This window comes from Segetibacter aerophilus (assembly GCF_007991655.1).
GTDB lineage: Bacteria > Bacteroidota > Bacteroidia > Chitinophagales > Chitinophagaceae > Segetibacter > Segetibacter aerophilus.
Genome location: NZ_BJYT01000016.1, coordinates 73,478 through 96,888 on the forward strand (window position 1 = coordinate 73,478; position 23,411 = coordinate 96,888).

Below are 23,411 nucleotides of genomic sequence, written 5' to 3' on the forward strand. Positions count from 1 at the left end.
GTAAAAAGATTTTTAGGTGACACGAGGAGAATTTTTGTATGAAACCAACATTGGTTTTCATAGCAACATCGTTGCGTCGCAATCACTTCACCTTAACGTCAATTTGCATCTTCAGCTTTACCCACAAGCCGTCTTGAAATTTTAACAGCCTCCAATGAAAGTTATCTTACCCGTATTCTTATTCTTGATTTTTCCGCTGTTAGCCATAAGTCAAAATAAAGTTTCGGGTACTGTTGTCAACGGATCGGATGGTAAGCCCCTACCGGGCGCAAGCATATTTATAAACAACGGATCAAATGGAACCGTCACAGATGCAGAGGGGAAATTCGCCCTTGCAGGTATCACCAGCGCTAACTTCGAACTGGTTGTTTCCTTTGTGAACTACCAGACCATTGTCGTAAAAATAACTCCTGAAAATATCGGTAAAAGGTTCCGCATCGAAATGGAACCGAAACCGCAAGAACTGCAGGAAGTAGTGATCGGCCCGATATTAAAAGACGGTTGGCAGGTCTGGGGCAAAACATTTACAGATTATTTTATCGGAACATCTAAAAACGCGACCCAGTGCGTTATTAAAAATCCGAAGGTGCTGCGCTTTCGTTACGACAAGAAAAACCAGGTGTTGAAAGTAACGGCTTTAGATAAAATGATCATTTTAAACAATGCGTTAGGATTACAAATAGACTATCAACTGGAAGAATTTCGCTACGATGGAAAGGCCCGTATGATGAGTTTTTATGGCTATTCTTCGTTTAAAAAGATGACTTCCAAACGCCGCAAAAAACAGGAGGAGTGGATCAATAAAAGAAGAGAGGCTTATAACGGTTCTATGATGCATTTCATCAGGTCAGTTTACGAAAACAAGACTGAACAGGAAGGCTTCGAACTGAGACAATTAATCAGGTTGTATAAAAGCGACACTTTGTTGCGACCATACTACGACAGCATCATGGCCGGCCTCAAAACGATTTTCGACCCAGCCCTCTATTCGATGCAATTGATGAAAGATGGGCAGTTTTCCAGTGATCCCATCATCTATATTCTTGGGAAACAACCCTTGTCCTGCGACTCAATAAGAACTTTCGATACGACTAGTAAGAGTTGGTACTTAACCTTCCAGAACAATTTGCAGCTGGTCTATAAGAAGGAACTCGAGACAGAGGAGTATGCACAACAAATGGGACAGAAAGTTACGAGCAGGAAATACCAAACTTCTATTTTGCAATTACCAAATCAAAGAGCAGTGTTGATAGAGAAAAACGGCTTGTATTTCGATCCGCTCGATTTATTTTCCGAGGGTTATCTCGGGTGGGAAAAGATGGCTGAAATGCTTCCAAACGACTACGAGCCGGGGGACTAAAAGATAAGAAGGTGAGCTCCTGGTTTTCCTTCACAAGATCATTTTCTCTTTTTCAGCAAACACTGGTTATTATGTTCAAACCCTTATTTTTATCGCCTAAAAGCAAAATTGCATGTCATACAAATCACGTCGAAAATTTATCACTCAATTAGCAGGTGTAGCCGCGCTGGGCATTGGAGCAACTTCCTGCGCCATGAGTAAAAAAACTACCTCAACAGGTAATAATTCAATGGCTGGTTTCTTTGAAATTTCTTTAGCAGAATGGAGTTTTCACAAAGCCTTGTTCGCTAATAAAATGACCAATCTAGATTTCCCGGTTATTGCTAAACAGCAATACGGAATAAGCGTGGTTGAATATGTGAACCAGTTTTTCAAGGACAAAGCAAAAGACACAAACTACCTCAACGAACTATTGAAGCGTTGCAAGGACAATGGTGTTAAAAATCATCTGATTATGATTGATGGTGAAGGCAACCTTGGTAATCTTGACAACACTAAAAGATTACAGGCTGTAGAAAACCATTATCGCTGGGTGGAAGCTGCAAAATATTTAGGTTGCCGCACAATACGGGTTAATGCTGCCGGAGACGGAAGCGCCGAAGATGTACAAAAGGCAGCTATTGACGGCCTGGGCAGACTGGGGGAATTTGCCGCAAAAGAAAATATCAATGTAATTGTTGAAAACCACGGCGGCTACTCTTCCAATGGAATTTGGTTGACAGGTGTAATGAAAAGCATTAATCGACCTAACGTTGGTGTACTCCCTGACTTTAATAATTTCTGTATAAAACGAGGATCGGGTAAATGTGTTGAAGAATATGACAGGTATAAAGGAGTTACTGAACTTATGCCATTTGCAAAGGGTGCAAGCGCTAAGTCAATAGACTTTGATGAAAACGGCAACTGTGTTGAAACAGATTATACGAGGATGCTTAAAATTGTAAAAGACTCAGGGTTCCATGGCTATATCGGGATTGAATATGAAGGCAATAAACTAAGCGAAGAAGAAGGAGTACGCAAAACAAAAGCGCTGCTTGAAAAAGTGGCGGCAAGCATGGCGTAAAGAATTTCTTGAAACAAATTTTCAAAAAGCTTGTAGGGTCACTTACAAGCTTTTTGTTTTTTTCTTCCTAAGAAAGAAGTGTAGAAGGTCAAAGAGTTTGCCTCATTTCTGGCCCCGTCTCCCACACTTTTATTCTAGACTAAATCCTTTAATTTCATTCTTTGCATTAAACACTACCTCGACAATGGCAGATGTAGGAATAAATAGAATTGCAAGATTGCATCGTTTTCCCTTTCAAGTGCTGTTAGTAGCAGGCCTTCTGCTATGTTGCTTTCATCAACCAATTAAAAACCTTGCTTCTACTAAATCAACCGCGAAGAACCCAACTTATACTAATTGGACCGAGTACAACGGCGATGGAAACCGGAGCCATTATTCAACCATTGGCGAGATCACAAAAGATAATATCGGCAAACTAAAAGTGGCCTGGGAGTATTCATCAGGAGGAGCCGATGACCAGGGCAACAGATCGCAAATACAATGCAATCCAATTATTATAGATCGAATTCTGTACGGCGTAAGTGCCAACACACAAGTATTTGCTCTTGATGCAGCAAATGGCAAAGAATTATGGCGAACAAATCTTACCGATAACGGTGGCACAACAAGTCGTGGAGTGACTTATTTTGCTGACAACCTTTCTAAGACTATTTTCTTTGGAGCCGGTAAATACTTGTATGCTTTAGATGCCGAGACTGGCAAAGCCGTCATGAGTTTTGGTGACAGCGGCCGGATTGATTTAAAGAACGGATTGGAGCAACCTGGGAGCGACAACTACGCAGTCTCTAATACTCCCAACACCATTTACGAAAACTTAATAATAACCGGGGTTCGGGTGTCAGAATCTGAAACAGCCATGTTGGGCGACATACGAGCCTTTGACGTTCACACCGGAAAACTAGCCTGGACGTTTAGAACAATACCTGCAAAAAGCGACTTGGGGTACAGTTCGTGGTCTCCCAATCCACGACAATCAATGGGAGGAGCCAATAGCTGGGCAGGTATGGCGATCGATCGCGAACGAGGTATAGTGTATATACCAACAGGTTCTGCTGCATTCGATTTTTATGGAGGTAATCGTGTCGGCAATAATCTTTTTGCCAATTGCTTGCTCGCACTTGATGCAGCAACCGGTAGACGGTTGTGGCATTATCAACTGGTTCATCACGACATTTGGGATAGAGATCCACCTGCTCCGCCAAACCTGGTTACTGTCACCAGCAATGGAAGGAAGATTGCTGCTGTTGCTCAAATCACCAAACAAGGATATGTGTATGTTTTCAACCGCGTTACCGGCGAGCCAATTTTTAAGATCGAGGAAAAAGCTTTTAGCACTAAAGCAATCGCGGGCGAACATCCAAGTCTTACACAACCCATCCCTGTTAAGCCTGCACCTTTTACACGTCAAACCTTTACTGAAAAAGATTTCAATTCATTTGTCGCAGACAAGGACTCCCTTGTTCAAATTCTCAAACAGGCAAAGACCGGTAGCATTTATTTGCCTGTAACCAAGGCAATGACCATTATCTATCCAGGCACTGATGGTGGCGCGCAATGGGGTGGTGCGGCTACAGATCCTGAAGGTATTTTATATGTCCCTGCTAAAGAATTACCCTGCTATACATCTCTCAAGAATGTCGATAATTCTGGTGACAATGCAACTGTCACCGGTGCCACGTTATACAACAATCTTTGCTCATCCTGCCATGGCAAAGATCGTAGCGGTACGCACGATGGTTCATACCCTTCTTTAATAGGCGTTGAGAAGAGATTGTCGTCAGCAGCTATCCTCAATATCTTGTCAAAAGGAAAAGGAATGATGTCATCCTATTCTCACATTTCTATTGAACAGCGAAAAGCAATTACAGATTTCATACTTAATAAGAAAACAACAGTAAAATTCGAAAAAGGCAAAATGCCGCTGAAGAAAGTTCCTTACCAGATGACAGGTTACAATCGATGGTACGATAAGAACGGCTATCCTGTTAACACGCCTCCATGGGGAACGCTAACCGCTATTGACCTCAATACAGGTCAGCATAAATGGCAGGTTCCTTTAGGCGAATACAAAGAGCTCGTCGATAAAGGCATCCCTCCAACAGGAACAGACAATTATGGTGGTCCGCTCGTAACCAGTAGTGGCTTGATATTTATTGCCGCTACAAGAGACGAAAAGTTTAGGGCCTTTGATAAACGTACGGGAAAAATTGTCTGGCAGACGCAGTTGCCTGCTGCTGGTTATGCCTCACCAAGTACCTACGCTATCAACGGCAAACAATACATAGTGATCGCATGTGGAGGTGGGAAGTTGAAAACAAAATCAGGTGATAAATATGTCGCTTTCGCCTTGCAAGACTGATGAGTAAAGAAGTGGTTATGTAGATACCGGCATTTGTTTTACAATTAATCATCGTTGCGTCGCAAGCACTTTTACGTCATCGCTTTGTGGAGCTTTGGTTTCTTGCCATGGTTGCAAACAACACAATTATTCGTTTTAGCTGAATCTCTTGTTAATATAATCAAACCTGGACTTTCAGATAAATACAATCTTATGAAAAAATATTGTTTGGCAGTAGATCTAGTAGATGACCCTGCATTAATAACAGAATACGAACGATTGCATAAACCTGAAAACGTACGGCCCGAAATCAGGCAAAGTATTTTTGATGCAGGCGTTACCAGTATGGAAATTTACCGAACCGGCAACCGCATGTTCATGATAATGGAAACAGACGATTCTTTCAGCTTCGACCGTAAAGCAGCTATGGACAGTAGTAACCCTAAAGTGCAGGAATGGGAGCAGTTCGTGTGGAAGTTTCAGCAACCCCTGCCATGGGCAAAAGAAGGGGAGAAGTGGGTACTAATGGACCAAATCTTCCAGATCTAGCTACAGCCACCAGCAAAAGTCACAGCAACACAATTAGCACAATCTCAAACCTGATCTTGCAACAATCTTTTCAATCTAATCTATGGATCTACCTTCTGAAAAGCCCCACGAGCAACTTAGTTTCCAACAAAAGGTTTGGATCACTTGCAGCATCACTGCCTTGTTTGTTATTTTCATCTGGTTTTTTATTGCCACTTTCAATGTTTTTCTGCTCATTTTGGCCGGCGCTCTAATCGCCCTATTCTTTCACGGTTTTGCATACCTGATTCAAAACAGGCTTCATTTAACGCATAAAGTTTCTTTACTGATCTCCATCATTTCAACGTTTGTAATTATCGGCCTGCTGTTTTGGTTTATGGGTGCAAGAATACAAGCGCAGGTTACAGAACTAGCCAAGACTTTACCCGCGACTATTAATACTGCGAAGCAACAACTATCAACCACATCTTTAGGACAAAAGCTTTTAGAAAAGACTTCTTCCGAAGATGTTTATAATAAAGGTTACGCCTTTGTAAGCAAATTTTTCAATAGCACATTTGGGGTATTTACCGACACTTATATTGTTTTGTTCCTCGGGCTTTTTTTTACCGGAGCTCCTAAAACGTACATTGAAGGTTTTTTGCAGCTAATTCCAAAAAGAGCAAAAAAAGGTACCAGAGATACAATTAGTAAAGTAGGTTTTACATTAACGAAGTGGTTAAAAGGACAGGTTTTTTCTATGGTAATTGTAGCCATACTTAAAGGAGTAGCCCTGGCTGTGTTAGGTATTCCCATGGCTACCGCCCTTGCCTTAATTGCAGGAATTTTGAATTTCATTCCCAATTTTGGCCCGCTGATTTCTATGTTTCCGGCAATTCTGATTGCTCTGACCTTAGGCATCAATAAAGCGATTCTTGTTACAGTAGTTTACCTCGTCATCCAAATCTTCGATGGCAATGTCATCACGCCATCCATACAACGGAAGTTGATAAATATGCCAGCCGCCCTTATCATCATCGCCCAATTATTTATGGGATACTTTGCCGGAGTCTGGGGACTAATCCTCGCCACCCCAATTGTTGCCATCCTGATCGTCGTTGTACAGGAGGTCTACGTAAAAAAGATTAACGAGTAGGAGAGTTTAAGGTTTAGGGTTTTGAGTCTAAAGTTGGTTGCGTGATAACTCCGGCCTGGCTACTCACCACTCACAGCTAACAGCTCGCATCTCCCATCTCAAAACCCAAAACGCAAAACTCACAACCCAAAACTCAAAACCCGAAACTCTTCTATTTCCTTACTTTCGCTTCCTCAATTTTCAACTGCAAGTTTTATGGCTTCAAATGCTAAGGCCGCAATGGGTTTTATTTTCGTTACACTTTTAATCGACGTTATAGGTTTTGGTATTATTATTCCTGTTTTCCCTAAACTCATAGAGCAGTTAATTCATGGGGGTATCAGCGAAGCAAGTCAATGGGGTGGATGGCTCACATTTGCCTACGCTTTCATGCAGTTTTTATTCGCGCCCGTTCTTGGTAACCTAAGTGATAAATACGGTCGCCGACCTATTTTGTTATTCTCACTTCTCGGTTTTGGAGTCGATTATATCTTTCTCTCCATAGCTCCCAGTATAGGTTGGTTATTCGTTGGAAGAGTGATTGCAGGGATAACGGGTGCCAGTTTCACAACCGCTACTGCATACATTGCTGACATCAGCACCGACGAAAACAGGGCGCAGAACTTTGGTATGATTGGGGCCGCTTTTGGCATTGGATTTATCATTGGCCCTGTGCTAGGTGGTGTGTTAGGAGAGTATGGAGCGCGTTTACCTTTTATCGTAGCGGCTTGCCTTGCCCTCCTTAATGCATTGTATGGTTATTTTGTTTTGCCGGAATCTCTTAGCAAAGAAAACCGCCGACCTTTTGATTGGAAACGCGCTAATCCTCTTGGCTCCCTGATGCAGCTTAAAAAATATCCTTCTATGGGTGGATTGATAGGGGCTCTTGTATTGGTATACATTGCTGCACACGCGGTGCAAAGCACCTGGACTTTCATAAACATCGAAAAGTTTCAATGGTCAGAAGCGATGATTGGATACTCATTGGGTATGGTGGGAATTCTCGTAGCGATCGTGCAAGGTGGTCTCATTCGTTTCATTAATCCAAAGCTTGGAAATGAGCGAAGTGTATACATCGGTCTCACGCTGTATGCGCTCGGGTTGCTGTTATTTGCCTTCGCCTCTCAAACCTGGATGATGTTTGCGTTCCTTGTTCCGTATTGCCTCGGCGGCATTGCCGGCCCTGCATTGCAGAGTATTATTTCCGGCGAAGTCCCTTCAAATGAACAAGGCGAATTGCAGGGCGCACTTACCAGTTTAATGAGCGCTACTTCCATTGTCGGCCCTTTGATTATGACTCATTTATTTGCCTTTTTTACAAAAAGCAACGCACCGGTACGATTTGCAGGAGCGCCGTTTTTATTAGGCGCAGTCCTCATGCTGTTGAGCGCCATCCTTTCTTACATGGCCTTGCATTCACGAAAAGATGTGGTTAGAGGTAAATGATTGGTGTTTTTATTTTCCCGGCATTTGTACTTTTATGATACATCGTTGCGTCGCATTTCGTTCGTCTTTTTGTATTCTATTCAGCCTGGCCTAACCTTTTGCCCGATTTATTGTTGAGCTCTAAAAGCCATTATCACAAAGAGAACCCTCCATACAATTTCCCGCTACATTATGGCAGTGCTTTATATTGCTGCCGGCATCAATCATTTTAGGTCGCCAAAATTTTATCAAAAGATAATGCCGCCTTACTTACCGTATTCTTACCCGTTAATTTATATCAGCGGCTTCTTTGAAGCATTTTTAGGGATATTATTATTTTTTGATAAAACAAGAAATCTTGCTGCATGGGGATTAGTAGTTTTATTGATTGCAGTGTTTCCTGCTAATGTTCAAATGTTAGTGGATTACATCCGCGAAAACAATCCCCGTTTTTGGGTAGCTATTGCCAGGCTGCCATTACAGTTGCCTCTAATTTGGTGGGCCTACAGCTTTACTGATCGGAGAAATAATCGAAGAAATGTTTCTAAAGTTCCCGCCTGACAACCTTCACTTTTACATTTCAAATTCTCCACTAGCTTTCGCGACCTTTTTTGCTCAGCCAGATAAAGTTACTTTTGCCGCACTTTTTCAGTCTTTAGCAACTGGAGGATAATTTAAAAATGACAGAACGTATTTACTTAGACAACGCAGCCACTACCGCTCTTGACCCGCAGGTTTTAGATGCGATGATGCCCTATCTTACTACCAACTATGGCAACCCATCCTCAATTTATAGTTATGGACGTGAAAGCCGTTTGGCTGTAGAAAACGCCAGAAAAACAGTAGCTAAAATTTTAAATGCACATCCCGCCGAAATATTCTTTACTAGCGGCGGAACAGAAAGCAGCAACACCGCTATTACAGCATCAATCAGAGATTTAGGTTGTAAGCATATCATCACTTCACAAATTGAGCATCATGCTACTTTACATACCGTTCAGTTCTTGCAGCAAACAGGAGCGAAGGTTTCTTATGTAAGAATTCTTCCTACCGGTCATATAGATATGCAACATCTGGAAGAACTTTTATCAGAAAGCGGCGAAAAAACGCTGGTTACACTCATGCATGCAAATAATGAGATAGGTAACATGATTGATTTGCATGAGACCGGAAATCTTTGCAGGAAGTATAACGCGATATTTCATAGCGATACGGTTCAAACTGTGGGTCATTTTCCTTTTGACCTTAGAAATACGCCTGTTGATTTCATCACTGGAGCAGGCCATAAATTCCATGGGCCGAAAGGAGTTGGGATACTTTACATCAACGAAAATGTAAAGATCAAACCGTATGTGCATGGTGGTAGCCAGGAAAGAAACATGCGTGCGGGAACAGAGAATTTATACGGCATAGTAGGATTTGCAAAAGCGCTTCAATTAGCGACCGATAACTATGAAACGGACAGCAACTACATCAAAGGTTTGAAGTTGTATATGATGGAACAACTTCAAAAAGACCTCCCTGGAATTACCTTTAATGGCGATCCAACGGGTCGTTCCTTATATACAGTTTTGAGTGTTAATTTTCCTAAAACCGATAAAAGCGAAATGATCCTTTTCAACATGGACATCAACAACATTTGCGTTAGCGGCGGAAGCGCGTGCTCAAGCGGAATTGAGGGCAGTCATGTTATTAGTGCCATTAGTAGTGATCCTGATGCAGTAACCGTTCGTTTTTCTTTTAGCAAGTACAATACAAAGGATGAGATAGATACGGTAATTAAGAAATTGAAGGGGATGATTTAAAAGGAGCACTATTTAGTCGGGCTTGGATGATACCAACTAAAAGCATTTTGTTCTATCTTTTTTAAGTCTATCACAGAAAGTGATCCATTAAATTCGTTGCTTTAACTGCTTACTATGCCTCACATAAAACTGTCCTTAATCTTTGTTTTTATTGTAGCGCGTACTGCTCTTTCAACTGCACAGGTAACAAGTTCGCGGCCGCTTACAATTTCTATCAATCCAAATAATAAGGCGCAAATCATTCAAACCTTTGGCGCTTCAGGTTGCTGGTATTCGGAAAGCATTGGCAAACATTGGCCAGCTAATAAAAAGGAGCATATTGCTGAATTATTGTTTAGTCGTGAAATAGATAAGACTGGCAATCCGAAAGGGATCGGACTATCTGCCTTTCGTTTCAACATTGGTGGCGGCACTGCAGAACAAGGACAAGCGAGCGGTATCTCAAATCCTAGTCGCCGAGTAGAATGTTTTTTAAATCCTGATGGCACTTATGATTGGAGTAAACAGTCAGGTTACGTGTGGTTTTTGAGAAAAGCAAAAGAATATGGGGTAGAGGAGTTGATTACATTTTCTAATACACCACCTGTTCAGTTTACCCAAAACGGTTTTGGATTCAAGTTGAACAAAGACGGACTTGCCAATCTGAAACCTGATAAGTATGTAGCCTATGCAAATTTTCTCACCGACGTTGCAAATCATTTTGATAAGGAGAAGCTACACTTCAACTATATAAGCCCGGTTAACGAACCTCAGTGGGATTGGAGCGGAACGGTCGGCTCGGCAAAGCAGGAAGGTTCTTCCTGGACTAACCCGGAAATTTATAGGGTAGTAAAGTCTTTAGATAGTTTGTTACAGGCAAGAAAACTAAAGTCAAAAATTTCCACTCCTGAAGCAGCCATGCTGACTTATTTATACAGTAATAAATCGCCCAATTCAAAACAAATACAAAGCTTTTTCGCTGATACCAGCTCGCTAAATTTTAGAAATTTTAAAAGCCTTCCTCCAGTAGTTGCCGGACACAGTTATTTTACAGACGTTACGGATTCGGCAATAGTAAACATTCGGAAAGCGGTTGCAGATACCGCAAGAAAATACAATGTCGACTTCTGGCAATCGGAATATTCTATGCTTGGAGATGGTTATAAGGAAGGCTTAAAAGGCAGACGTACTCCAATGGATTGCGCTTTATTTCTAGCCAAAATTATTCACAACGACCTTGCCGTCGCCAATGCTACAGCCTGGCATTTGTGGAATGCCTATGAACCTGGCAGCGCAGATTTTGATACCCGTTATTATCTCATTGCTTTGAAGCCTGACTCTGGCTTTGTTAATGGCGATTATACGGTAACAAAAAACCTCTGGGCACTTGGTCACTACAGTTTGTTTATTCGTCCCGGCATGCAGCGATTGAATGTGAAGCGCAACGACAATTTAAACGATATTGAAGCAGCTCAAAAAACAATGGTTTCAGCCTTTAAAGGTAATAATGGCAAAATGGTGATAGTAGCCATTAACTATGCAAAAGATCAACAAGCTCTGAGTATTGACCTGGAAAATATGCCTATAAAAACGCTGCGAAGCTATGTAACAACAGCGGCTGGGGAGGATAATATGAAAGCTACTAAACTTCGAAATTTAAAAGATGTAATGCTTCCGTCACGTTCGATCACAACTTTTGTTATTAATTAATCTGCGGAGACGGGCCTCATTGCATTCCTTAAAAATCGTAACCAGTTTCCATGCATGATATTTTCAATGTCTTTGTCGGTGTACCCCCGCTTGCTTAGCAACTCGTTCAGCTTCTGCAAATCCGCTATCGTTTGCAAATCATATGGACACTGTTCAGTACCAAAAGCGCCGTCAAGATCAGACCCGATTCCTATATGGAGTGTATTACCGGCAATATCGCATATGTGATCGAGGTGATCGATGAGGGTGTTTAGCGTAACCTTCATCTCACGCGGAGTTGATTTACCTCTTACCCAATTTGGAACCATCATCCATGCATCTAATGCTCCCCCTATAACAGCTCCTCTTTCTATAAGTGCCTTTATCTGTTCATTACTAAATTGTCGGTTGTGATTTACGAGAGCACGAGTAAGATTATGACTGGCCCAAACAGCACCATTGAAATGATCTAGTGCCTGCCAAAAAGCATCATCGCATAAATGGGTTGCATCGAGAATGATGTTCAGGCGTTCCATTTCTTTTAGAAGGGCAATTCCATCAGGTCCCATTTTGCCTGTTGCATCCGTTCCGTTTGCATAGCGTCCCGGTCCATAATGCGCCGGACCAACCGCACGAAGCCCGTAGTGCCAGGCTCGCTCGAGGTACTCAACCGTTATTAGTGAGTCTGCACCTTCAAGGCTTAAAATATAGCCAATAGGTTTTTTGCCTTCTGCGGTTTCGCTTGTCCATAATGCTACATGCCTTTCTAAGGAAGCAAGGTTATTTATCTGCACCATTTCTCCCACCTCTTCCATTGCCTTATACCATGCAACCTGCCCTTGCGTTTGCGCCCACGCCTGTGCCGGTGAATGCCATCCCGGCAAAGAGTTCCCCGGGGCAACATACCTTGCTATTTGTGTAGCTACTACCAGTCCGATACTTCCTTTTCTTAGTTCAGCAAGTGAAACAGTTGCTTTGCCTCTGTCCGGCTTATCTGTAAGGTTTGCTTCTCTGGCGTTAATTTCTGCAACCGGCTTTGTAAGGTCACGGTTCCATTCCAAAACATTCATGCTAAGATCAAGGTGGGCGTCGATTATAAACATTTTGGAAGGTTCTCTAGACTGTGATTTTTCTATCTCTGGCAATGATTTTCCACTCGTCAACTACTTCATGATTTTCTACAACAAGCGCCCTTTCATACAATGCACAGGTAGGGCAGATGTGATAAGGAAGTCCGTACAAGACATTCCCGGGTTTGTAGCTATGACCTTCTGGTACTTCTGCAACAAGGTGCTCCTCGCTATGTCCTATAAATTTTAATTCTGGAGCATTTAAAAAATAAACCCGTTTACCTAATTCGTTTTCTGACGCTATTGACTTGTGGCCAAGATCAAGGCATAAAGTATTTTTATCAGGCAGAGAAATGACCCGTGAAACAACCAAAGCTGCAGTAACAAAAGGTTGTTCAGGACAAGCAGTTTGATATCCTTTGTCCCAAAAAATGAAAGTTCCGGGGCTGCACTCAACATCTTTTCTTTTAGCGTGAATAGGAAAAGTAGGGGAGCCGCCTGCAATAATAATCGGTTCAGCAAACCCTTTTTCAGCCAGCTTTTTTTTCATCTCTTCAACCTGTAGAAAAGCTTCGTTTGACTCTTTAGTTCGTTGTTCAAAATCAGGAGATCTAAAGTGGCCGTCGTACCCATGAAGTCCTTTTAGTTGCACGCCTTTTAAACACGTGCAGGAATCATAGAGATCAATTGCGTCTTCGTCGGGCGTTATTCCCGTACGGTTCATACCCAAGTTTATATCAATGTAGATGGGAATGACAATGCCATTGGAAGCAGCTGCTTCAGCAATATTAGTCGCGGAAACAAGGTTGTCAACCAGGCAGGAAAAAGTAGTTGCAGGATATTTATTTGCCAGCGAAATAAACCGCTGCAACTTAGGACCATAAGGCTGGTAGGCTAACAAGACATCAGGAGCATTGACGATTGCCAGCATTTCTGCCTCAGCAATGGTTGCACATTTAAATTTCTCAATGCCTGCTTCCAACATCATTTGGCTGACTTCTTTTGATTTATGTGTTTTTACGTGCGGCCTTGATCTCTTTGGATCATCTATCATTGACAGCAATACACGAATGTTTTCTTCAACCCGCTCCTTGTAAATTACCAGGGCCGGCGAGTCTATTTCATCGATGTTTTTTATTTTATACCAATTCTCCATTATCCTTAATTTTTGCTTCAAACCTTGTAGATGGCAACCCGAGCTTTCGATCTTTTTTAATCTAACGTCCTTTCGAAGTTGATTACTATACCAGTTCAAAGATCGCTTCTATCTCGACAGGAATATTATCTGGTAAAGATCCCATACCAACTGCGCTTCTTACACCCACGCCATTTTCTTCTCCCCAGATTTCTTTAAACAACAGACTACAACCGTTGATGATATAAGGATGTTTTTCAAAATCAGGCGTACAGTTTACCATACCCAAAACTTTGATCACCCGTTTTACTTTGTCAAGGCTTCCAAGATTTGCCTTGATGGTCGCAAGAATTGTTAGCCCTACTTGTTGTGCCGCCTTGTGGCCTTTTTCTATATCCATTGTTTCACCGATACGTCCTATGATCAGCGTTCCATCGGTTTGAACAGGTCCGTGACCTGATACGTAGAGGTACTTACCATCGATCAGAAATGGTTTGTATACGCCTAATGGCTTTGGAGGGGGTGGAAGGGTTAAAACTGTTTTGGCAAAACGTTCTTCTGGTGTGGTTGTTTCCATTTTAATTGATTTTGAAATAGCTTCTGCAAAAGTGGAAAGAAAGTCAACACCAATTACGGTGCACTTATTATTTCTTTGAAACTTTTTTGAACCCTTTCTTCTAAACTGTAAAACTTCTCTATTTAATGTCGGCTACTTTCTAAAAACTAAAACTTAAATCCTTTAAGGAGCAATGGTTTCCTATTGTAAGTTTGTATCCCAATTAGAACAAACGCTCATTTAAAAATTGATTATAAGAATGACAAAAGGCAAGTATTTAATTACAGCATTTTTAGGATTGTTATCGTTAAGTGTAACCGCACAAATGGTTGATAAAATTTCAGATCCGGTTGAGTGGGTTAATCCTCTAATGGGCTCCGACTCGAAGCCTAGTCTATCCAACGGAAATACATATCCATCCATTGCAATTCCCTGGGGAATGAATTACTGGATGCCTCAAACCGGACCCATGGGTAACGGGTGGGCGTACACCTATAGTGCCGATAAAATAAGAGGGTTTAAGCAAACGCACCAGCCATCGCCATGGATGAATGACTACGGCTCTTTTGCTATCATGCCTGTCTCAGGACATTTGAAATTTACTGAGAATGATAGGGCTAGCTGGTTCTCGCATAAGGCCGAAGTTTCGAAGCCATATTATTACAGTGTTTATCTCGCTGATCACGATATCACAACAGAGATTACTCCTACAGAAAGAGCTGCGCAGTTTCGGATAACTTACCCTTCATCAGATAGCTCATTCATTGTTGTAGATGCGCTTGACAGAGGTTCTTATGTGAAGGTGATACCGGAGCAAAGAAAAATCATTGGGTATTCAACAAGGTATAGCAGCGGTAAGCTTACGAACTTTAAGAACTATTTTGTTATTTATGTGAATAAGCCCTTTACTGTTTCTTATACCTACAATGATAACAGGTTAGTAACGGACTCTTTGGAAATGAACGCTAACAAAAGCGGGGCTGTTATTGGCTTCAAAACAGCAAAAGGGGAGAAGGTATCGCTAAAAGTTGCCTCATCATTTATTAGTCCTGAGCAAGCTGATCTGAATCTAAAGCGCGAACTGGCGTCTGATGCATTTGATGTAACGATGCAAAAGGCAAAGGCCGCATGGAACAAGGAATTAGGTAAAATATTGGTAGAAGGGGGCACGTCTGAACAGATTAAAACCTTTTACTCATGCCTTTATCGCGCACTTCAGTTTCCTCAACGCTTATATGAGGTTGACGCAGCTGGTAAAATAGTGCACTATAGTCCTTACAATGGTAAGGTGCTGCCAGGGTATATGTTTGCAGGAACGGGCTTCTGGGATACTTTCCGTGCTTTATACCCGTTCCTAAATTTTGCCTATCCTGCTATTAATAAAGAAATGCAGGAAGGGCTTATTAACGACTACAAGGAAGGAGGCTTTTTACCTGAATGGTCGAGCCCTGGTTTCGCCGATATTATGGTTGGAAACAACTCCGCTGCTGTTGTAGCTGATGCTTACATTAAAGGTTTAAGAGGATATGATATTAATACATTGTACGAGGCTTTGAAGCACGGGGCAAATAACGAGGGGCCAATGACAGCTGTAGGACGAAAAGGTGTTAGTTATTACAACGAGCTTGGCTATGTGCCTTACGATGTGAAAATAAGAGAGAATGCCGCCCGTACTCTGGAGTATGCATACGACGATTTTACTATTTACCAGCTGGGAAAAGCCTTGGGTAAACCAAAAGAAGAAATTGATTTATACGCCAAGCGTAGCATGAATTATCGCAACCTTTTTGATAATGAAACGAAGCTGATGCGTGGAAAGAATGCTGACGGAACATTTCAAAAACCTTTCAATCCTTTTAAGTGGGGTGATGCTTTTACGGAGGGTAACAGCTGGCATTACAGCTGGAGTGTTTTTCATGATATTGAAGGTTTGAAGAAATTAATGGGAGGGAATGAAATGTTTGTAAAAATGCTTGATTCTGTTTTTAATATGCCGCCTGTTTTTGATGAAAGTTATTATCGTGGAGTCATTCATGAAATACGTGAAATGCAGATTATGAACATGGGGCAATATGCCCATGGCAACCAGCCCATTCAACACATGATATACTTGTACAATTATGCAGGTCAGCCCTGGAAAACACAGTACTGGGTGCGTGAGGTGATGAACCGTTTGTATAAGCCAACTCCTGATGGGTATTGTGGTGATGAAGACAACGGGCAGACTTCTGCGTGGTATGTGTTTTCGGCGCTCGGATTTTATCCTGTTTGTCCGGCAACTGATCAATATGTTTTAGGAACTCCGTTATTCAAGAAGGTTACAGTATCATTTGAGAATGGTAAAAAGCTGGTGATAAATGCCCCGAACAACAGCGAAAAAAATAAGTACGTTCAGTCCGTTCAACTGAATGGAAAGCCTTACGATAAAAACTGGGTTAGTCACGCCGAACTACAAAAGGGTGGAACAATTAACATGACCATGAGCCCTACGCCGGATAAAAAAAGAGGTACTACCGAAAACGCTTATCCTTATTCGTTTTCGAAAGAAAGTGCCGAAATTCCTCGAAAGCTCTAATCGGGTCTAGTCGAATTTCAAGCTCCTTCTGATACCCGTTTTAAAGTGTCAAAATAGCTTTATGAACAAGTACGTCGCTACAATTGGTCTTTGCATAATTCTTACTAATGCTACAAATGCGCAGGATAAAAGCACGACCAAAGTGAACGATAGGGTAGCGTGGTTAAACTATCTCGATAAGGTTTCGAGACCGGTAATGTCAAGCCTGGCTGAAGGTCGACTAAAGGAAAAGCTACCAAAGGTCATGTCGAAAAGAATTGACAATGCGGAATCGAGATCCGCCGTTGCTTACCTCGAAGCTTTTGGAAGAACGTTGATGGGTATTGCGCCATGGATGAACCTGGAAGGAGGCTCAAAGGAAGAAGTTGCTCTGAGAAATAAGTATCGCGAATGGTCTTTAAAAGCCGTTGCAAATGCGGTAGATACTGCGTTGAAAGATTATATGGTATGGGATAAAGGTGGACAACCTTTGGTAGATGCATCTTTCGTTGCACTTGGGTTTATCCGTTGCCCATGGTTATGGGAGCACTTGAATGGCAAGACAAAAAGCCAGGTAGTTGCCGCCTTCAAAAAAACCAGGTCGATCGTTCCCACTTACAGCAATTGGATTCTTTTTACTGGGATGATTGAAGCTTTTTTCTGTAAATATGGATTAGAGTATGACAAGGTGCGAATTGAATATGGGGTAAGAGAATTCTCCAGTCACTGGTATGTTGGTGACGGCATGTTTTCTGACGGAATGGATTTCGCGATGGATTATTACAACAGCTATGTGATACAACCTTACCTCGCTACAATAGTAGAGATCGCCAACAATAAGACAAAATCTTACACTGCTTTCGCTACCAAGCTTGACAGGATCAACAAGCGTTATGCAGAAATCCAGGAGAGGATGATTAGTGCGGATGGAAGTTATCCTGCGCTTGGAAGATCGATAGTGTACAGGGGAGCAGCGTTCCAACACCTCGCAGACATGGCTCTAAGAAAACAGTTACCGGCCTCGTTAAAACCGGCACAAGTAAGAGGTGCACTAACTGCTGTTATACGTAAGACGCTTGATCCCGCTGGCACTTTTGATAAAGACGGTTGGTTAACCATCGGCCTCGGCGGTAACCAGCCTGACTTGGCGGATGTTTATAATACAACTGGTAGTTTGTACTTATGTACCGCAATATTTCTTCCGCTTGGTCTACCCGAAACAGATGAATTTTGGTCTTCACCGGCACTACCATGGAGCTCTGTTAAGATCTGGAGCGGACAGGATACGCCTGGAGACCATGCGCTACACATAAACTAGTCACTGACGTTTCTTACGCAACAAGGCCACGCTCTTAGAAATTTTTTTTCAATCGCGATCAAATGTTTACTGCATTAAAAATTAATAAGATGATTATTATTAAAAAAACTATGTAAGCGAAGAACACTGAATCGTTGTTAAAACAAAGAAAGAATTGCATGGTTATTGTTTTCAGCGTTACTACCGAATACATTGCTAGCCAACCATACTAATCCTTAATCTTAACTTTTAAAAAAAGCTGTTTTTATGAGCAATCATCAGTTTTCGATTTTATTCAATGGTCACCCCGTTTCGGTCACTGCCCTTGACAATGACAGTTATTTGGTACAGGTAACTTACAAACCTGTAACTATTCAATTAAAGAAAACCAGCGATGGCCGGGAACATTGGCTTGACCAGGAAACCCAACAAGAAACCTATGTAAGTAGAGAATTGGGCAAACTTATTACAGCTCACCTTTGCACTGCCTAAAACCTTGCCTTCGCTTAAAAGCGTTGTAAAAACACCAACTAGTATTCACTTTTTTAACCCATTTTATCTAACGAGTTGCCCTTGAAACGGCGCTCGTTTTTTTTAGCACAACTATTTTAAGTTCCGGTACTGAAGTGTGGGAGTTAAAAATATTGGTAGTTATTTCTAATCTTGCACCTATGTCAATAAAAATTGAAAAGGTAAGTATCGACGATTTAGATGAGCTGGTGAAGATTAGCTTCGAAACTTTTTACGAAACTTTTTATCAGCAAAACACAGAAGAAGATATGGAGCTTTTTCTTGCAAGTTCCTTTAATCCTGATAAGTTGCACGAGGAAATGTTGCAGCCAGATAACCATTTTTTCTTCGCCAAAGAGAGTGAGATGGTAGCAGGGTATTTAAAACTTTCAACGGCGCCATCTAGTGAACTCGGTAGAGAAGTTTTAGAAATAGCAAGGATTTATGTGGTGAAAGAAAAGCTGGGAAGTGGGGTTGGTAAAGCACTTCTTGAATTTGCCATTTCTTTTGCAAGTGAACTTGCTAAAAAAACAGTTTACCTGGGTGTGTGGGAGCACAATAAAAAAGCCATCAACTTTTACGAAAGGTTTGGCTTCACAAAATTTGGTGAACATATTTTTATGGTTGGAAAAGATCCGCAGACAGATTGGCTCTTTAAGAAGGAACTTGAGAACTGAGTAAAAGTCGATGAAAACGAAATTGACGGACTATTCGTGCAGTATTAACAAGGATAGCTGAGCAATGAAAACAAGGCACAAGAGTGAGACGCAACGATGCTGAATAAAGATTAATGGGTCGCTTAATATAAACCCTGTTAAACTATTTTGCCTGCAACTGATTCATCTTTCCCCGGTTCACTTACCCCTTATCTTTGAAGCCGTTTTAATTCACCAGACGATTGTCAAATTATGAACACAAGAGAAGTTTATATTATCTCTGCCGTACGCACGCCGATAGGCAGTTTTGGAGGTTCACTCAAAGAAGTTAGTGCTACTAAACTTGGGGCCATTGCAATTAATGGTGCTGTTGCCAAAGCAGGAATTGAGCCAGAACAGGTGGATGAATTATTAATGGGGAGCGTTATCCAGGCGGGGCTTGGCCAGGCACCCGCTCGACAGGCCTGCAAAGCTTCCGGATTGCCAGACAAAGTTATTTGTACAACTGTAAACAAAGTGTGCGCAAGCGGAATGAAAGCTGTCTCGCAAGGAGCGGCGAGTATTGCTTTGGGAGAAGCGGACATTATTGTGGCTGGAGGAATGGAAAGCATGAGCAACGTGCCTTTTTATGTAGAGAATATGCGCTGGGGAAATAAGTACGGAAATAGCTCACTGATTGATGGGATAGCAAAAGACGGCTTGACCGATGTTTATGACGGACTTGCAATGGGCAACGCAGCAGATTTTTGTGCGAAGGAATGTGACATCAGCCGCGAAAAGCAGGATGAATTTGCTATTGAAAGTTATAAACGCAGCCAGGCCGCATGGAGCGAAGGGAAGTTTTCAAATGAAGTTGTTCCCGTAGAAATTCCGCAACGGAAGGGAGAGGCCTTGGTAGTAAATAGAGATGATGAACCGTTCAACGTAAAGTTTGAAAAGATCTCTGAACTACGTCCCGCATTTAGTAAAGAGGGAACGGTAACCGCTGCCAATGCTTCTACCATGAACGATGGAGCTGCTGCGTTAGTGATCATGAGCAAAGAAAAGATGGAGGCATTGGGCTTGAAGCCAATTGCTAAAATTGTAAGTTATGCCGATGCAGAACAAGACCCAAAGTGGTTCACAACAACTCCTTCGTTGGCTTTACCGAAGGCTGTTGAAAGGGCAGGTCTACAAATGACTGACATTGACTTTGTGGAATTGAATGAAGCCTTTTCTGTAGTTGGAATTGAAAACATGCGACGTATGAACCTTGACCCTAGCAAGGTAAATGTGCATGGTGGCGCTGTCTCACTTGGTCACCCCTTGGGATGTAGTGGAGCAAGAATACTGGTTACTCTAATAAATGTTTTGAAACAAAATGGCGGGAAATATGGAGCAGCTGCTGTTTGTAACGGCGGAGGTGGAGCGAGTGCAATGGTAATCGAACTGCAGTAGTCAGCTTGTTTCTATTTAGTCTTCCTCGAAGATTTTATCAAAAAACGAGCGGAGGGTTATTACTACTAATATGAATAGCAGGAAAGACAAGAAGAATATGACAGCTTTAGTAATCATAAAAAGACAATAATTATTACAGAGACTCGCCATAAGGATGAAAAGATGCTTTTAGCCTAAGCAATTTTTATTTTGGAACAAGATCCACGAGGATTGCATGCGATTGGTGTGGCAACCTTTCTTAATAATTCCAATGTCAGCTTTATCTTGCAGCCGCAGGAAGTTTTTTAAATATGTCGGTAGAAAAGATATTATCAGAATGGAAAATAGGTGCATATAAACCTATTTATTGGCTGGAAGGTGAGGAGCCTTATTTTATAGATAAGGTTGTGGATTATGCGGAGCACAAGATTTTAAATGAAAGTGAAGCCGGCTTCAATCTCACCGTTTTTTATGGAAGAGATGCCGATTGGACGGTGGTCGTAAATGCCTGCCGTCGATATCCCATGTTTTCCGACAGGCAAGTAGTGCTGCTAAAGGAAGCCCAGCACATGAAAGACATCGAAAAGCTGGAAGGGTATGTAAGTAAACCTCTTTCCTCTACCATTTTTGTGGTAGCCTACAAGGATAAAAAGATGGATGGCCGAACGAACTTTTCGAAGGTTATCAAAAAGAATGGCGAATTGTTTCAAAGTAAAAAAATCTTTGAGAATCAGTTACCCGATTGGACAAGGGGAATGATCCAATCCAAAGGATATGACATTACACCCCAAGCCTTACAACTATTAATTGACAACATCGGGAACGACCTCAGCAGGCTGGAAAATGAAGTAGAGAAAGTTTGGATCAACCTTGGTAACACCAAAACGATCGATGAGAATGCTATCGAGAAATATGTTGGTATCAGCAAGGAGTTCAATGCATTTGAGCTGCAAGCGGCCATCGGAAAAAAAGACTTAGCAAAGGCAATTCGTATCATTCAATATTTTAAGGCTAATCCAAAAGCTGCCCCCATACAATTGATACTTCCGGCAGTCTATTCCTACTTCAGCAAAGTTTACTGCATTTTTGGTATGGACGATAAAAGTGAAAATGGCGTAAAGGGCCTTTTTAGTAATAACTTTTATGCTGCAAAAGATGCACTTGCTACCGCTAAAACCTTCGGCATCGCTGGTGTGGAAAAAATATTGTTGCTGCTGCACGAATACAATTTGCGGAGCATCGGTATTCACGACTCAGGCACCTCAGATGCGGATTTGATGAAAGAGATGGTAGTAAAAATGGTGAGCTGACAAGACTTTCAAGTGGCCATTCTTCACTTAAAACCCCAGGTTGAAGACCGTAAATTCGGATAGTTTTGCTACTGTTCGCGAAGACCTTTTTCCCTACATTTGCGCTTCAAAATATTAAACCTCATGCCTTTATCAAGTATTTTAGATCGTTTTGCTGAACCGGAAACCCTTAAAATGGCTAAACTTGGCCGCCAACTTAGAAGCGAGGGAAAAGATGTTGTTGATCTCAGCCTTGGAGAACCTGATTTTGATACCCCAGATCATATCAAACAGGCAGCTATTAAAGCCATCAACGACAACTACTCACATTATACTCCTGTTGGTGGTTATTTAGATTTAAAAGAAGCAGTTTGCCACAAGTTGAAACGTGATAATAATCTTGATTACAAACCTGAAAACATAGTTACCTCCACCGGTGCTAAGCAAAGCATTGCAAACCTGATTTTAGCCGTGGTTGACAAAGGGGATGAAGTGATTATTCCCACTCCTTACTGGGTTACTTATTCCGAACTGGTTAAAATTGCTGAAGGTATTGTCGTTCCGATAGAAACAACGATCGAAAGCAATTATAAAATTACGCCTGCTCAGCTTGAAGCAACGATTACTGAGAAGACAAGATTGTTCATGTTTTCATCGCCATGTAATCCGTCAGGCTCTGTTTACAGCAAAGAAGAGTTGGAAGGTTTAGCAGATGTTTTTGTAAAATACCCAAATATCTACATCATGAGCGACGAGATTTATGAGTACATAAATTTTGTTGGCGGACACGAAAGCATCGCACAATTCGATGAAATAAAAGACAGGGTAATTATTGTGAACGGCTTAAGTAAAGGTTTCGCAATGACCGGCTGGAGACTTGGTTATATTGCTGCCTCCGCTGAAATTGCTAAAGCGTGCGAAAAGTTACAGGGACAATTTACAAGCGGTCCAAATTCAATTGCTCAAAAAGCAGGGGTGGTAGCTTTAACTGCAAGCCTCGATCCTACATTTGCAATGGTTAAGGAGTTTGAAAGAAGAAAAAACCGTGTGCAAGAATTGGTTTGTGATATCCCTTCTTTTAAGTGTTATGTTCCCGAAGGTGCTTTCTATATTTTCCCTGATATCAGTAGCCTCTTTGGTACCTCCGACGGCGAAACTAAAATCGAAAACGCCGAAGATCTTTGTATGTATTTGTTGCATACAGCCAACGTATCCACCGTAACTGGTTCTGCGTTTGGTAGTCCAAATTGCATTCGTATTGGGTTTGCCAACAGCATGGAAAATATTGAAAAAGGTTTTTCAAGAATTAAAGACGCGTTGGATAAATTGAAATAAAGCTCCCTTTAGAGGGACTTAAAATCAAACAAAAACTTTGAATTTTATTAAGAGCAGTAATTGTGCAATATCAATTACTGCTCTTTTTTATTTTGCACTAACAGTAGTTCTTCCCTTTACATCGTTGTGTCACTCCCTTGTACCTTAAATCTTTTATGGGCACATTTGCCACCACGCTATAAATTCTACAATAAGTTTTTTTCAAACGAACCTCGGCCAGTGTGCACCCGTTTATCAAGGCTTCTAGTATCGACGAAGTTTGTTTTACGAGTGACACTAATATGCGCCAACC

20 protein-coding genes are annotated in these 23,411 nt (G+C 41.6%); 16 read left to right on the plus strand and 4 right to left on the minus strand.

The genetic code is table 11. The features are described 5' to 3' along the window. The first annotated feature begins 154 nt into the window (after window positions 1-154). From SAE01_RS18295 to SAE01_RS18335, 9 genes are all read left to right on the plus strand, one after another. Complete coding sequence (locus SAE01_RS18295) at window positions 155-1,360, plus strand: carboxypeptidase-like regulatory domain-containing protein (protein ID WP_147205244.1); 1,206 nt, start codon at window positions 155-157, stop codon at window positions 1,358-1,360. A 112-nt stretch (window positions 1,361-1,472) separates the two neighbouring features. Beyond that, a complete protein-coding gene (locus SAE01_RS18300; protein ID WP_174834622.1) occupies window positions 1,473-2,423 on the plus strand; it encodes a sugar phosphate isomerase/epimerase family protein in 951 nt (316 codons plus the stop codon). A 184-nt stretch (window positions 2,424-2,607) separates the two neighbouring features. After that, window positions 2,608-4,782, plus strand: coding sequence for an outer membrane protein assembly factor BamB family protein (locus tag SAE01_RS18305; RefSeq protein ID WP_147205245.1), 2,175 nt, complete (start codon window positions 2,608-2,610; stop codon window positions 4,780-4,782). Between the two features lie 192 nt (window positions 4,783-4,974). Continuing rightward, complete coding sequence (locus SAE01_RS18310; protein ID WP_147205246.1) at window positions 4,975-5,310, plus strand: L-rhamnose mutarotase; 336 nt, start codon at window positions 4,975-4,977, stop codon at window positions 5,308-5,310. 82 nt (window positions 5,311-5,392) lie between these two features. Next, a complete protein-coding gene (locus tag SAE01_RS18315; protein ID WP_147205247.1) occupies window positions 5,393-6,424 on the plus strand; it encodes an AI-2E family transporter in 1,032 nt (343 codons plus the stop codon). 195 nt (window positions 6,425-6,619) lie between these two features. Next, window positions 6,620-7,849, plus strand: coding sequence for a TCR/Tet family MFS transporter (locus SAE01_RS18320; protein WP_147205248.1), 1,230 nt, complete (start codon window positions 6,620-6,622; stop codon window positions 7,847-7,849). Between the two features lie 156 nt (window positions 7,850-8,005). Beyond that, window positions 8,006-8,389 carry a DoxX family protein gene (locus tag SAE01_RS18325; protein ID WP_262713376.1) on the plus strand — a complete coding sequence of 128 codons (384 nt, stop codon included), beginning with the start codon at window positions 8,006-8,008 and terminating at the stop codon, window positions 8,387-8,389. A 119-nt stretch (window positions 8,390-8,508) separates the two neighbouring features. Then, complete coding sequence (locus SAE01_RS18330; protein WP_147205250.1) at window positions 8,509-9,633, plus strand: cysteine desulfurase family protein; 1,125 nt, start codon at window positions 8,509-8,511, stop codon at window positions 9,631-9,633. Window positions 9,634-9,747: 114 nt separating this feature from the next. Continuing rightward, window positions 9,748-11,322, plus strand: a complete 1,575-nt coding sequence (locus tag SAE01_RS18335; protein ID WP_147205251.1) for a glycoside hydrolase — start codon at window positions 9,748-9,750, stop codon at window positions 11,320-11,322. Here SAE01_RS18335 and SAE01_RS18340 read toward each other — a convergent pair. The 3 genes from SAE01_RS18340 to SAE01_RS18350 form a co-directional block, all read right to left on the minus strand. Then, window positions 11,319-12,404, minus strand: a complete 1,086-nt coding sequence (locus tag SAE01_RS18340; RefSeq protein ID WP_147205252.1) for a dipeptidase — start codon at window positions 12,402-12,404, stop codon at window positions 11,319-11,321. The genes SAE01_RS18335 and SAE01_RS18340 overlap by 4 nt on opposite strands. 13 nt (window positions 12,405-12,417) lie before the next feature. Next, entirely contained in the window at window positions 12,418-13,527 is a 1,110-nt protein-coding gene (locus SAE01_RS18345) for a D-TA family PLP-dependent enzyme (RefSeq protein ID WP_147205253.1), read from the minus strand. An 85-nt stretch (window positions 13,528-13,612) separates the two neighbouring features. Beyond that, window positions 13,613-14,083 carry a RidA family protein gene (locus tag SAE01_RS18350; protein ID WP_174834623.1) on the minus strand — a complete coding sequence of 157 codons (471 nt, stop codon included), beginning with the start codon at window positions 14,081-14,083 and terminating at the stop codon, window positions 13,613-13,615. Window positions 14,084-14,321: 238 nt separating this feature from the next. Here SAE01_RS18350 and SAE01_RS18355 point away from each other — a divergent pair, with 238 nt between their 5' ends. From SAE01_RS18355 to SAE01_RS18385, 7 genes are all read left to right on the plus strand, one after another. Then, window positions 14,322-16,637, plus strand: a complete 2,316-nt coding sequence (locus SAE01_RS18355) for a GH92 family glycosyl hydrolase (RefSeq protein ID WP_147205255.1) — start codon at window positions 14,322-14,324, stop codon at window positions 16,635-16,637. 61 nt (window positions 16,638-16,698) lie between these two features. Next, on the plus strand, window positions 16,699-17,934 hold the full coding sequence (locus tag SAE01_RS18360) for a DUF2264 domain-containing protein (protein WP_147205256.1): 1,236 nt from the start codon (window positions 16,699-16,701) through the stop codon (window positions 17,932-17,934). Window positions 17,935-18,180: 246 nt separating this feature from the next. Further along, on the plus strand, window positions 18,181-18,405 hold the full coding sequence (locus tag SAE01_RS18365) for a hypothetical protein (RefSeq protein WP_147205257.1): 225 nt from the start codon (window positions 18,181-18,183) through the stop codon (window positions 18,403-18,405). Window positions 18,406-18,584: 179 nt separating this feature from the next. Continuing rightward, a complete protein-coding gene (locus SAE01_RS18370; protein WP_147205258.1) occupies window positions 18,585-19,100 on the plus strand; it encodes a GNAT family N-acetyltransferase in 516 nt (171 codons plus the stop codon). A gap of 231 nt (window positions 19,101-19,331) precedes the next feature. After that, a complete protein-coding gene (locus SAE01_RS18375; RefSeq protein ID WP_147205259.1) occupies window positions 19,332-20,516 on the plus strand; it encodes an acetyl-CoA C-acyltransferase in 1,185 nt (394 codons plus the stop codon). 290 nt (window positions 20,517-20,806) lie between these two features. Next, window positions 20,807-21,805, plus strand: coding sequence for a DNA polymerase III subunit delta (holA, locus tag SAE01_RS18380; RefSeq protein WP_147205260.1), 999 nt, complete (start codon window positions 20,807-20,809; stop codon window positions 21,803-21,805). A gap of 123 nt (window positions 21,806-21,928) precedes the next feature. Then, entirely contained in the window at window positions 21,929-23,119 is a 1,191-nt protein-coding gene (locus tag SAE01_RS18385; RefSeq protein ID WP_147205261.1) for a pyridoxal phosphate-dependent aminotransferase, read from the plus strand. A gap of 97 nt (window positions 23,120-23,216) precedes the next feature. Here SAE01_RS18385 and SAE01_RS24840 read toward each other — a convergent pair. Next, the coding region (locus tag SAE01_RS24840) for a hypothetical protein (RefSeq protein WP_218029192.1) at window positions 23,217-23,411 on the minus strand (195 nt) is incomplete at its 5' end.